Consider the following 14042-nt stretch of genomic DNA (forward strand, 5'->3'; position numbering starts at 1 on the left):
ATAAATCATAAAGAATAATACTACAACAGGCGCTATATAGCGTATTTAATCGATAAATACCTAATACTAGGTAGTTTAGGTTCCTTTAAAATATGTTAAATTGTTCTATGAACACAATTTCAACTGATTATGAGAACTTTACTATTTTTTTCATTATGTATTAGTGGACTTGCATTTGGTCAAGTACAACCAAAAACCGGATTATTATTTGATGATGAGGCGTATGAACAAACCCCTGTTAAGGCTAGAAATGTTTCATTTCAAGATGTGGTTACCGAGGTTGCCAATGCTTCTTTAAAGCAATTTGTGCCGCAAATAAAAAACCAATCTACCTACAGTACTTGTGTGGGTTGGGCAAGTGCATATTATGGTAGAACAATTCTAGAATCAAGATTGCGTAATGAAACTGATTCCATACAAATAAACCAACACACATTTTCCCCTGTATTTACCTATTTAAATTCCAATGTCGAAAACGATTATAACTGCTCTGGAGGTGCTTTTATAGGAAAAGCCATGGAAACTATGGTTGAAAAAGGAGTTCCATTCTTCAAAGATTTTGATGTAATGTGCGAAACAACGATATCTGATGAATTATTGAAAAAGGCACAGGCAAATAAAATAAAAGATTTTACCAGGTTGTTCGGCGCAGAGGATGAAGATGTGGATAAAGTAGATAATGTCAAACGTTCTATTATTAACGGTAATCCTGTAATAATGGGGTTCATGGTAGAAAGTTCTTTTTTTAGTGCCAAAAACGTGTATGAACCGGATAACTTAGGAACGGATGGTGGACATGCCATGTGTGTAATAGGATTTGATGACGATAAATATGGTGGTGCTTTTGAGGTCGTGAACAGTTGGGGGGCATCTTGGGGAAATAATGGATATATGTGGATTAGATACAATGATTTTCCTACCTATACTCGGTATGCTTTTGAGATGATTCCATTTAGTGCCAAACCAAAGGAAAAGAAAATGCTGGCAGGTGAACTTCAATTACTTTTAAGAGACGGTAGCACCATGAACATTGCTAGAGGTAAAGGTGATTATGAAGGTTCGGTTTTTGGTTATCAAGATGTGGTGATCGAAGATGATGAAGAAAGTATAGGAGATTATAGTACCGTTGAACGTTTTCCTGTAGACACACGATATAGAATAAAGACAAAAGTAGATCAACCGGCCTATGTATACGTTATGGGGTGGGATTCTGACAATGAAGGTTCATTGCTTTTTCCTGAAACCGATTCTATCAGTCCATATATAAACTCCAATAAGGAAGAGGTTACTATACCTTATGCCCCCAAGGGTAAAAAAGCTTACTTTAGGTTGAATAAAGAAGTAGACTCAGACCATACAATCGTTATATTTTCTTTGGAAAAGATTGATTTGCCAAATGTCAAGAAACAAATGGAAACAATGGAAGGAAATCTAATGGATAAACTATATGTAGTTTTCAATGACAAGCTTATCCCAAAGGATAACATGGTATTTAACGAAGATAGTATGGGGTTCCAAGCTGAATTTGAAGAAGGCTCAATGGCAATGCTGATATTGGATATAAATAGATCTTAAGATGAGTGCTTTAAGGATAGTTCCATTTTGTTTTTTGATTATTATATCATGCAATTGCCAACATAGGGCAACTAAGTCTGTTGGAGAAAATAACAATGAAAACAATAGTGACTATATAGCAGCACTATTGCAAGAAAAGAATTTTACAATTCTAATAAATACTACAAGTATCGTAGAATATGAAATAAGACCAAACTTAATTGTAGGTACGGTAGATGAATATTCAAATAAGTTATTTTTAAAAGATACCTTGAATCAATCGCTTGTTGTTGATTTTATTGACCACTTGAACAATGATACTTCTTATGATTGGAACGTAGTGCCGGAAAATATCACTTTTGACCCAAAAACCCAATATCAATTACATAGCGATTTTGGTAAGTTGACCCTTTTGATTGATGAGCATTATAGATATATGCGCTTTATAAATCTAGAAGGACAAAAAATAGTGCTGTTGTCCCAAGAATTATCCCAATATTTAAAGAACCTGTAATCTAAAGAGTATTGAAATTACTTAAATCGATACTACATAAAATAAAGGGCAAGGACTTTCTTTTGGTCATGAAGGAGGCCTTTAAATGCATGGTTTTTTCTTTTATGGTATTAGGAGTGGTGATGTTGATAGGATTGAACCTCAATTTTTTTAGTCCCTTTAAAAATGCATTTAAGGATTTCAGTTATTTAGATCTGTATTATTCAGATAAGTTAAAGGAACAAAATTTTGATTTAAATGAAAATATTGTCTTGGTTAATATTGACCGACTTAATAGAAAGGAAATAGCAGATGTTTTAAATGACATACAAAGGCAATCCCCTAAAGTAATAGGGTTAGATGTCATCTTTAAGGAAGAACAAGATCCAATTTGGGATGCATTTTTAACCGAAAAGCTATCTAATGATGCATTTGTTTTTGCATATTCTTTTATAGATGATAAGGAAATATCAAACGCAGGCACGTTTAATTCGGTAGACGGTAATAAAGGGTATGCCAATTTCAACTTTAATGCTTCATCTGCAGTGGTTAGAAATTTTCAAGGAATTAGGTCTATAGGTGCACAAACCTATTTCTCGTTTCCGGTTATGATAGCTGAGCATTATATTGGAAAGGAATGGCTCATTGAAAAAAGTCGGTTTTTAAAAAAGGAACGGCCAATTAATTATACTGGTACCAGAGAGAATTTTTTGATTTTGGAAAGTAAGGATATTTTGGGCATTCCCGAAATACCGTTCATCAAGGATAAGATTGTTATGGTAGGGTATTTAGGCAATGAACGTACGCACCTATATGATATAGAAGACAAGCACTTTACCCCCATGAACAAAAAATTTGTAGGGAAAAGCCCACCGGATACCTTTGGTTTGGTCATACATGCTAATATTGTTCAAATGCTGTTGACGAACAATTATATTCAAGTGGTGCCAAACTGGTTTTTATTAGTGATAACCGTAATTTTGACATTTATAGGCTTGGCTTATTTTATTTACTTGAATAAACGGCAGTTGGCCAGTTATATATTAAGGCTAAATTTAGTTCAGTTATTATTTTCGGTTTCATTTGTATGGGTCTCCTTATTACTGTTCAGAAACGGAATACTTTTTAAAATTTCATCTGTAATAGCGGTTGTCGTTTTTAGTTTAGGGCTCATAGGTTATTATAAAAAATTAGCACATTATTTCTATAAAAAATACAAATGGGAGGGTTATTTCTATCACGATTAAAATATCTTGGGGTAATACTGTTGTTATCTAACTGGGCCTTGGCTCAAAACAGTTACTATGTATACAAAAAGTCTGGGCGCCCTTACTTTACCCAAAGTATGCCCGTAAAGCGTGGATTGGTCTTCAAAGATTTGGATACCTTGACCTTACAAAAATTGGATACGGTGTATTTAATTAATCAATTGGGAGAATTGTATGAATTGAACAAAGCCAACATCTATACGCATAATACATTACAACATTATAAAAAACATGAAAAGGAGAGTTCGTTTACCATAAAGTACTTTTCATATGTATGGAGACAATTCATGAACCAGCAAGAAAATAGACAGCGTCCCGGTGTGGTCTATAGGGAGGAAAGAAATATTCAACTAATTAGTCCAATGGATAGTATTAAATGGTCTGTGCCTAAAATAGAATTTACTTGGAAAAATAGAACAGATAGTTTAACTACCTATTTTCATTTACAAGAAATAGAGACTGCGCACATTACTAAAATTGGTGTAAATGCCAATTCTCTTATGCTTTTTAGGGATAATTTAATATTAAATCCTGGCAAGTCCTATAAATGGGCCGTGACTACAACCGCATTTCCAGATTATAAGAATGTAAGGTTCCATAATTTTGAACTTTTAACAAAAGCAGATTATAGGGCATTAGAGGAAGAAATGAAAGCCTTGACCATAGCTTTGCAATTATTGGGCTTTTCTGAAAAAGACATTAAAGAGGCAATTTGTGTGGACTATAAATTTTGCCAACAATAGGGACCAGGGAATATGGCTAAAAAAAAGAAAAAGCTAAGCAAATGGATTTTGATTAGGGACGGACTTTTCAGTACATTACTTTCACTGTTTTGCTGTTATCTATTGTCCCTTTTATTTTTTAATACTTCTTTTTTTAACCCACTCTCCAAGGCACTTCACGATTTTAGTTTTTTGGATGTGTATTATGCTGAACGATTGAATGAGAACTCCAAGATAAATCAGGATATAATTCTCATCAACGTGGAACATAAAAGCCGATATGAACTTGGGTTGGTACTGCAGCGTTTGTTGAAGGCAAACCCAAAAGTAATAGGTTTTGATGTTATATTAAAAGAGTTCAATAAGACTGTAGAAGACACCTTGTTAGCTAAGCAGTTGAACAATAGGAAGGTTATAGGTTCCACTATTATTACACAAGAGCAAGAAGTTTCCAATCACCCTTTTTTCAGATTCGTCAACCCTCCTGGATTTGTAAATTTTAATTTTGATGGAGGTATTGCGGTCATAAGGGAATTTGAAAGCAATATTCAAAAATTTAAGAATACACATCAATCCTTTGCTTCGGCTATAGCCCGGCGTTATTTGTCAGATAAAAAATGGAAGAAACAAAACCTAAATCAAAAATTACAAGGTTCCAATGTGATCAATTATCAAGGAAATTTAACCAGTTTCTTTCATTTTACCACAGATGACCTTATGGATTTAGAAGATATATCTTTTGTTACGGATAAAATTGTGTTGCTAGGCTACCTTGGGACCCCTACCAATAACGCACATGATGTAGAGGATAAACATTTTACCCCCTTGAACAAAATTACAGCGGGAAAAAGTATACCGGATATGTACGGATTGGTCATACATGCAAATATTATCGCAATGATATTGAACAACGGATTCATGTATGAAGTGCCAAGGATATGGCTTTTAATATTGACATTTATTTTCAGTTTTTTAGCAAGTATTTATTTTATATGGCTAAGTAAACGGTTAAAGATTAGTTATAGAACGGTGAGGAAAGCGGTGTTGTTCATTTTTGCCATATGCTTGGTATGGTTAACACTAATATTATTTAAAAAAGGAATAGTATTGAAATCTGCGCCAATTATTGCCGTGACCGTGTTTAGTGCCGGTTTTATAAAATTCTATAAGCATTTAGTGGGGTGGGTAAATACCAAGATTAAATTTAGGTCATACTTAAAGTAATTCATTCGTTCCTAGCAGCATCTATAATGAGGGTTTTAAATTTAGTTTCGTTATCCAATATGGTATAAAAACTTTGAATATAGTTTTTTGCTTGATCAAAAGTTTCCGGATCCTCAAAATATTCTTTATGCTCGTCCATCATGCTATAGATGGCAGCTCGCTGTTCTAAAAAGTGCTGCCGTGTTTTGTAATATATTGCAGTATCCCTTTTAAAACCTCTATACATACGTTCTTTTACATCTGTAATGTTCAATGAGGTGTTCTGTATATTGGAAACAACCGCGTAGCTTGCATTCACTAGGCCAGACATATCAAAATCGTAAGGTACAGGTATTGTTTCACCTTCTTTGAAAATCAATTTTTGATTATGTTGATATGCAGTCGAAAAATCTGTATTACCTATCATAAATTGAAAAAAAGCATTGTTCAAGGATTCTGTTTCTGCTTGGTTCAACGGATGTACAAAACGTTTTAGTAATTGCGCACCTTCTCTTTTGGCAACTAATTTGTCGTCCTCAATGATTATTGCCTTTAATATATATTTTTTAGGTTTTTTTAATGCAAAAGCTTCTTCTCCTTCGTAAAGAGCGGTATTTTTCAGTTCTGTAGGGACAAAGGTTGCCAATGGATGGATTTCAGCTTTATCGCCACGGGTATCAATGTATTCAATAGCTGCCAACCTGGTTTTAAAATGCGTTTCCGCAATAAGTTCATAAATTTTATAAGCCAAATATTCTTTTAGGACATCGTCATTACCTCTCTTTTGTAATAGGCAGGGTAACACCACTTTTAATTTTTTGTGACCCTTAAACAGTGTATTATTTGTTAGGGATTTCTTTAAGGTCATTTTAAGCGGAGGAAAATAGCAAGTAGATCTTCTAAAATTGCCACGTGCATTTAGATAAACCGGTAGAGTATCCCAAGTGTTATTGTTTTTGTAGATGAGGTCAGTGTAGACCGTATTGTGCTTGTCCGTTTCTTTTTTAAGTTGTTTGTTGGTGTATTGGAGTTTTAATGGTAAAAGTTCATTGTGTTCAATAAATAGCTGAGCTGAAATATTTTTAGTTGTTAAAATGAAAATGAATGAAATGATTAATTTCATATTTTTAGTTTTCGACCAACACTTTTATTAATGCTATAGATGCATTACCAAAGGAATTATCTTCAAAAACCTCTTTACTTACTATTTTAAGATAGTATTCGCTGCCAATTTTTGGGTTGGGAACTTCTAGCACTTCAGGTTCAAGCATATTGCTTTTTATTTCTGAAGGAGTCTCCCTTGTTTCCCCAAAAAAAGCATCATAAACCAACCGATCGTTATTTGGGTCAATTGGAGCAATCCAAGTGAAAATTAGTTTACCTTCGTTTCTTTGTCTTATAGTAATTTCTGCTGGAAATGGTGCGCGATTTATTGATGGAAATCCTTCACTATAAAAAGTAAATACTTCACTTTTAACACTTCCATTTCCTGCTGTTATTTGCCATTGGTACCATTTGCCAAAATCTAAGAATACATTTTCTGATGTTTGATCTTTATTTAAATCTATAATTTTTTGCCGCTCTGAATCAAGAATTTTTTTATTTGAATCTAATTCATCTATTAATAGCATAAGATTTTCATTATCGCCATCAACTGACCATTCAAAAGGAATATTGACCAGTAATCCATCAGATTCACCTTCAAGACAAGGAGTGTTGTCAAGTGGTGCTTTTAAGAATATAGCACGCTTATCTTTTACGAATTCTCCAGTGCATCCTATTGAAAATAGACTTAATATTAGTATACATTTTAATAGATGACCTTTCATGATTTTTAATCTTTAATTAATTTAAACTTTATGTTTTGTCCAGACTTAGTAAGAATTTGTCCAAAATATATTCCGGTCGGATAGGATGATAGATTTACTTCAATTGATTCATCAACAATATTTAGGATAGTGTTTAAAAAATTCTTTCCTGAAAAATCTGTAATTATGACCTGTGCTTCCTCTTCTAAAACGAACCCTGAAAATGTCAAAAAACTATCTGTAGGATTTGGAAAAGCATAAATCTTATTTAGAACAACTTGGGTTTTTACCAAACCTTGACAAGCAGCTTCTCCTGTTATCGTGATATCATTAATTCCGTCTAAAATTGGAATTGAAATAATTTTTTCGTTAAAATCATTAAACTCAAAAACATGTTCTTTGAAACCGTTGAAAATAGAATATCTTCTGCTCCCGGAAATTTTTAAGTCAACCATTTTTGAAGTTAAATTCACTTGTTTACCAGAAAGATTTAATCCATTAAGTTCTTTTATGAAAACTTCATATGAAGGGGGTATAATATCTACATTTTCATCAATAAATTTAAATGTTACCAAATGTCTGCCAGATGGGAGATTTGTAAATGTTGCTTCTTTGTTGCGCTCAATTTCTAAGTTCATACCTAAGCCGTTGATTGAAGCTATAAAATCAAAGCCAGAATTGTTTTTTATAGTCACGTCTCCTTCATTTGTATCCGCACAAGTATTTGTAGAAACTGAAACTTGAAGTGCCGTATTATTAAGACTGCTTGTATCAAACTCTGTACTAACAATTTCCATTTTTGCTTTGGCACCAGCTTGATATCTTTCTCCTTCACTTATAGACAAAGTAATAGTTTCTGGTTCTTCAATTCCGGAATCAGGATCTTCTAAAGCCACCACAGTTATTGTTTGAATATTTGATTCTCCACTTTTAAAAACTAAAACCCCTGTGCCATTTTGGGTGAAATCATTATTAGCACCCTCTATGGCAGGGTATAATTCATTATCATCAATAAATGAATAGTTTATATTTAAATCGATTCCCGAGGTGTTTGGAGGGTCAATGCTAATTTCAAAAGTTCCGGTATTGTTCTGAAGTGGATTTTCAAAAATCTGATTATTTAAAGGATTAATATCAACCTTAAATTGAATCTTATCTTGATCGTTTCTTGGAATGACTACAGTACCTCTATTGTTATTTTTATCAACCGTATACCCTTGACCATCTAACAGTGTCAAAATAATGGTTTTTTCATCTTCAGGAATGTCATCTGGAATTGCCTCTATTTCAATTGTTTTTTCCAAATCTCCAACTGAGAACAATACCGATCCTTCAATAGTTATATAGTCGTTACCATTTTCGGCAGTTCCTTCAATGAGATAAGCTATTTCAATATTAGTACTGGCACCATTTAAATCATCTATCTTTATTTTAAAAAGCCCCTTATTATTAATGAAGTCTTCTTCGTCAGCTATCTCATCTTCAATAGTCAATGAAGCTTCTACTGTTGGTAATATGACATAGTCTCTATAATATTGTCTGGTAGCTTGCAAATTAAAGTTGTCACTATATGATTTTAATTCGATTCCAAACCTTTCTGATACTTCGTCATCATCTGGGTTTGTTTGTATTACTAAATCATAATCTGGATTCTGCTCACCAACAGTAGCCGTTATAATTTCTGCCTCTATACCGTTACTATTGATAATATCTTCATGCATTGCAGTAGTATAATAATCATTTTCTAAACCTTCTTCGGCAGCACTTAAATTAGTTGGATTAGTTCCATCACTATATACTATTTCAATTTCATATTCTTCATTTAGCCGAGCACCCTTTTCCGCATTAAATGAGAATTTAATGGCATCTCCTTCTTCAATGGTATTGTGAGCACAACAACCAGCACCAGGACCATCAGCTACACTCATATTTGAATCATCCAACGTATAATATACTATGAATTTACCTTCGTCGTCAATAATTTTTGCTTGTAAAGGATTAGGAAGTGATATTTGAATTTCTTCATTTGGTTCCTGAACAGTTGCTATATAATACTCATGTGCATCATCAAATTCATTTTCTTGAGGTAGGGCTAATGTAATTGACCCACTTGAGGCTCCAATTGGAATAACAATTTGTGAAGTTATAGATTCATTAGGCCCAGGGGGAGTATTGATAATTTCAGAAGGAGAGATTAATTTTATATCATTTTCTGCTGGTATTTGCCCACCTTGATTATAATTAATTATTTCTGCTCTGAGATTTTCAGATAAGCTTAAATCTGGACTGAAAGTTATAGGGAAAGTTAGTTCTTGAGTAGTAATATACTCAGATCCATCATTATTTTTAAGAGTTAAAGTAAAGGTATCGAATCCTTCTCCATCTACTTCTTCGCCATCTCGACCTGCTTGTATTCCATTGCCCTCTGTTCCGCCAGTATTTTCAAGCTCTGCTAAAATTGAATTATTTGGACTAACATCATTTATTTTAATTGTTATTGTAAGTCCATTGTAATCAATAGAATCGGGGTCATAATTGTCAAAAACATATGGGCCATACCCAAATTCATTTCCAGGGAAAAAAAGCGTTATGGCCTCTTGTCCTGGTTCATTAAAATTATCAGTATTTATTTTTAATTCTAAAATACCATCTGGATTTTCACCATTGTTAATTGTTGTAGTAATACTACTATCAAAATTTAATTCGTAATCTTCATTAAGGACTGCTCCATCCTCTGTTATTGAAAAAATTATAGGAATCTCGTAGTTTTCCGCATTATTTGGAGTTCTTGCATTAAAGTTAATTAATAGTGTTTCTCCTTCATTAACAGTGTATTCATTATTATCTATTTCAAAATCACCATTTATTTCTGTATCAAAAATTATAAGTTCCTCACCTGAATAGATTTTAGAGTTTTTAATCACAACTTCAATTATTAGTTTTTCACCAGGATTCAAAACTTCTCCTTCAGGGTTTGTACTATAGTCTACAAGGGAAAATGTATTATCTGGAGGTGATATTTCAACAAAAAATGTTTCATCAAGTTCATCGAGTCTATCATCATTTAAGGCTGTTAAATTTGCTAGATATGACGAGTAGAAATCAAAACCATTATCGTTAGTAGTAATCGTTAAATTTTCATTTATAGTATTATAATCATTATTAGTAGCAATTGCACTATCGTCAAAAGTGGTAATATTGATATTATAATTAGATAATTCAGCAGCTTCTTTATTCAAAACATCAAAACCGAAGTTAATATTTGAACCGCCTTCAATAAGTATATATGGAGCTTGTAGTGCATTTTTACTGTCACTGACAAAATTCTCAAAAAGCTTTACTGCTATTAACGTATTCACTTGATTATGACCTTTATCCTTAATGGTCAAGGTAAAGGTGCTGGGTTCTAATATGGTAAATAAGTTTGTATCTGAAGAAGTTACTGTTATTGTGTAAATTTCATCTCCTTCCTCAATACCGTCATCAAATGCAGTAATGGATATACTACCATCAGGATTTGTAGCACTTACTGTTATGGGACTATTTGGTATGGTTGTTTCATTGCCATTGAACCTAAAATCTGTTACAGTAGAATTTCCATTGAGAGAAATATCAATTACAGGATTATACTGGGTGCCAGTTGAGACCGTATTATCCGCATCAAAATTTAAGGTAAATGTTTCACCTTCCGTAATTTCATAATTGGGGGCATTTCCTGCATTGGATAAGCTGGTAGATACGTTAAATGCATTTGATGCCGAACAATCTTCACTGTAATTAGTGTTAGTGTCCTTTTGCCAACCTGCCCGGTTATTGGCACTATTTACATCGCTTACTTGAATACATGTCAAGGCTGAATTTCCTGTAGCATTAAATGTTATTAAATTGCTGTCTACAGTAGAAATGTCCAATGAGGAAAGAGTATTTGAAAACAAATTTAATTCCTCTAATGTGGTCGTTTCCGGTAAGGTTAAAGATTCTAGATTATTGTCGGAGAGATCTACGGTAGTCAATAATATATTATTGGATATTGCTACCGTGTTTATGTTGTTGCCACCAGCTAATAACAGCGTTAACGAACTGTTGCTATTGGTATTTAAACTAGTTAAGTTATTTCCGAATATATATAATGCATCCAATAATGAATTTTGGGATACATCTATTGTGTTAAGATTACAAAAAGCAACATTTAAACTTGTTAGTTGGGTTAATTGGGAAAGGTTTGCAATTTCACTAAAATTATTATAGCGGACATCTAAATAAGCAACGTTAGGTATACCTGTAAAGCTAATGGTACCGTTATTGCCAATAGTATTGTTTTGTAGTTCCAAAGTTGTCACATTGGTTAAAACTACGGCATTGTCTATGAACGAAATGGGTTTGCCGCTTAAATTACATTCATTTGCCTTAATTATTTGCAACGTATTATTTTGAAGCGGAAGTGCGTCTAAATCATTAAAACTAACGTTTATTTCCTGTATTGATGAAAAGTCTTCTATTCCTGTTAAATCATTGATTCCTTCATTGGATATATCCAAAATGGTTATGGAGCTGATATCCGCAGTCAACACTCTGCCATTGGGTGCACCTCCTTCCGTATCTATTCCTTGGTCCAATAAGCTTTGTTCAAAATTTATATCTGGAATTAGAGTGTAAATACTTGGACAGTTGGCATTGAATACCGTTGATCCGTTTCTTCTAAAGTTGGTATTATTGTTTAAACTAGTGGCCCTTGCAGCATCTTCTACTTGTACACAGTTTAATTGTGGATTGTTCTGTAAGTTCATATTGGTAAGTGAGCCCAGCCCGCTAATATCCAATGACAACAAATTGTTATTGGCAATATCAAATATCCTTAAACTGGTATTGGTAGAAAGATCTATTGAAGAAATGTTGTTAAAGTCAAGTCCGGCTATTTCTAAATTTGTAAGCCCGTTAATATTAAGGTTTTCTATATTGTTATAAAACGCCCTGATATCCACTATGGTAGTCAAACCTTCTAGGTCTAAGCTCGTTAACTCGTTACCCTGTACCCATAGCTCTACTAAACTTGTAAAATCTTTAATACCGGTTAAATCCGTTATTCCTAGACCGATCTCATTTTCGTTAATATTAAAATTATCATCGTTCGTTAGGTTCAGGAATGTAATATTCTGAATATTGGACGTAAGCACACTGCCATCAAGTACGTCATCGTAATTTTGGTCAATTAAAGCCTGTTCAAAATTGGAATCGGGTATTAAGGTAACTTGTGCAAAGCCTATATTGACAATTAAAAAATATAGTATGAGTAATATTATCCTTTTCATTTTTTATAGTTTAAGCGCTATATCTATTATCTAAAAATATCTTGAAACAACGGGAGATTAAGCCCAACGTAAACATGCTTCATTTTACCATCCATTACTATACTGCTTAAAGCAGCAGAGCCTATTGTTAATGGACCATACCGAAGGCCAAATCCTGCATATACATCACTGGAACCTTGCTCATAGGTAATGGGCAAGTATAAACTGAATTTTTGTGTCTCATATCTTGGTGTTAGCGTAATTAAGTCTAACCTACTATTTGTATATAGATCATTATTCTTAGTCAAAGACTTTATATAGTTGATATTTAGATAATAGCTCTTATCATTAAATATGATATAGTCCAAACCAATATTTAAGGTTTGGGGAAGAACAAAGGTTACTTTTCCCTGTTGTGGATTGGGAGAAACATTGGGATTGTTCTTCAATGCATTGATCAACCCATTGTCTATGATTTCATTTTTTTCTACAGAAACTGTGGATCCATTGGTATTGATCAATTGATTTAAACCAACTCCTCTTTTGGGTTCTATATTGGCCATATGTTCATAGGTTATTTGACCTATATCCAAAATTGCGGCACTGATCTTTAATTTATAGGTATTAACGGCCCCAGCGTTGCTCCTGACATCTACCCGGTTGGTTTCTCTTGGACGCCACTCATAAACTAAGCCAATATCACCCCCATAACCCGTTCCATTATTATCAAAATTGCCAAAGGCGGTTGAATAGAATTTTTTTGGTTCATTTGGCAAATTTGTTTCTGTCGTTGAAAGGTATGTTAGATCTAGATCTGTAATGGTTACGTTGCCAGAAGCTCCAGGGGTATAGCTGCCGGATATGGTTCCCCTAGCTTCAACGGCTTTGCTGCCCATTAGATATTTTGCGGTACCACCAATTTTAACGAAATGATAATTAGAGTTTACAAGAACCAAGGCGTAGTTTAAACCTACTTCTTTCCAATGATTGGTAGTGTTATTAATGGTTGAATTAAAGGAAGCCTCCTCTGTATTGTCAAAATTGCTATTTAGTGCAGAAAATAATTGCCCGTTAAAACCTGTATAGTCAGAGAACGCCCTTGATCTTAAAATGAGGCTTACGGAATGGTTGTTACTAATATTGTATAAAACAGAGGGTAACATAATGTCTGAATCTGCAACCATAAAATTGGTGTTAGAGGATTGGTCTATGTTTTCCGAGAAGTTTAGGCCATTGAAAGCGTTTGGATTGGTTTCCAAGTCAAAATAATCAATAGCACCATAGTCCGCAATTCCTATTTGATGATAGGATATTCCATTGATATGCCATCTATATTTGGATTGTACACTATTGGCCGGATTGGTCGTTACGCCATAAATGCCATTGTAATTATCAAATCCAAATCCATGTCCGGTTTGTGAAAATGATATAAGCGGAAGCCAAAAAAGTAATGATAAAATCAGGAGTTGATTTTTTTTCATTTTGGTATGGGTAGTTTGGTGGTTCTATTATTTCTTAGGGGATTTTAAATGTATAAAAAGAATCTTACAATAAATAGTGCATTTCGTCGATTACACCGAATAAACAGTGGTTTTATCGATTACTCAAATGTAGAACCCATAGGATTGGTTAAAAATACCCAATATTGGGTATTTTTAACCTTAATGACTAATAATCAGATTCTTACAAAAACATATTAAGTAAAC

General features: G+C 33.4%; 9 protein-coding genes. 5 read left to right on the forward strand and 4 right to left on the reverse strand.

Annotated elements, in window-relative coordinates; genetic code table 11:
* Positions 1 to 129: 129 nt before the first annotated feature.
* The 5 genes from Q2T41_RS10375 to Q2T41_RS10395 are packed head-to-tail and all read left to right on the forward strand — an operon-like array spanning position 130 to position 5261.
* Positions 130 to 1575, forward strand: coding sequence for a C1 family peptidase (locus Q2T41_RS10375; RefSeq protein WP_304436023.1), 1446 nt, complete (start codon positions 130 to 132; stop codon positions 1573 to 1575).
* Between the two features lies 1 nt (position 1576).
* Entirely contained in the window at positions 1577 to 2068 is a 492-nt protein-coding gene (locus tag Q2T41_RS10380; RefSeq protein WP_304436024.1) for a hypothetical protein, read from the forward strand.
* Between the two features lie 11 nt (positions 2069 to 2079).
* Positions 2080 to 3294 (forward strand): CHASE2 domain-containing protein, encoded by a 1215-nt coding sequence (locus tag Q2T41_RS10385; RefSeq protein WP_304436025.1) that lies wholly within the window; start codon positions 2080 to 2082, stop codon positions 3292 to 3294.
* Positions 3267 to 4058 carry a hypothetical protein gene (locus Q2T41_RS10390; protein ID WP_304436026.1) on the forward strand — a complete coding sequence of 264 codons (792 nt, stop codon included), beginning with the start codon at positions 3267 to 3269 and terminating at the stop codon, positions 4056 to 4058. Before Q2T41_RS10385 ends, Q2T41_RS10390 begins: the two co-directional genes overlap by 28 nt.
* Positions 4059 to 4106: 48 nt before the next feature.
* Positions 4107 to 5261 carry a CHASE2 domain-containing protein gene (locus tag Q2T41_RS10395; RefSeq protein ID WP_304436027.1) on the forward strand — a complete coding sequence of 385 codons (1155 nt, stop codon included), beginning with the start codon at positions 4107 to 4109 and terminating at the stop codon, positions 5259 to 5261.
* 1 nt (position 5262) lies between these two features.
* Here Q2T41_RS10395 and Q2T41_RS10400 read toward each other — a convergent pair whose 3' ends face one another.
* The 4 genes from Q2T41_RS10400 to Q2T41_RS10415 are packed head-to-tail and all read right to left on the reverse strand — an operon-like array spanning position 5263 to position 13817.
* Complete coding sequence (locus tag Q2T41_RS10400; protein WP_304436028.1) at positions 5263 to 6363, reverse strand: hypothetical protein; 1101 nt, start codon at positions 6361 to 6363, stop codon at positions 5263 to 5265.
* Positions 6364 to 6367: 4 nt separating this feature from the next.
* Complete coding sequence (locus Q2T41_RS10405) at positions 6368 to 7069, reverse strand: hypothetical protein (protein WP_304436029.1); 702 nt, start codon at positions 7067 to 7069, stop codon at positions 6368 to 6370.
* Positions 7070 to 7074: 5 nt separating this feature from the next.
* On the reverse strand, positions 7075 to 12357 hold the full coding sequence (locus tag Q2T41_RS10410; protein WP_304436030.1) for a Calx-beta domain-containing protein: 5283 nt from the start codon (positions 12355 to 12357) through the stop codon (positions 7075 to 7077).
* 26 nt (positions 12358 to 12383) lie between these two features.
* On the reverse strand, positions 12384 to 13817 hold the full coding sequence (locus Q2T41_RS10415; RefSeq protein ID WP_304436031.1) for a DUF5723 family protein: 1434 nt from the start codon (positions 13815 to 13817) through the stop codon (positions 12384 to 12386).
* Positions 13818 to 14042: the final 225 nt, after the last annotated feature.

Source organism: Maribacter confluentis, assembly GCF_030505015.1.
GTDB classification, from domain to species: Bacteria; Bacteroidota; Bacteroidia; order Flavobacteriales; family Flavobacteriaceae; genus Maribacter; species Maribacter sedimenticola.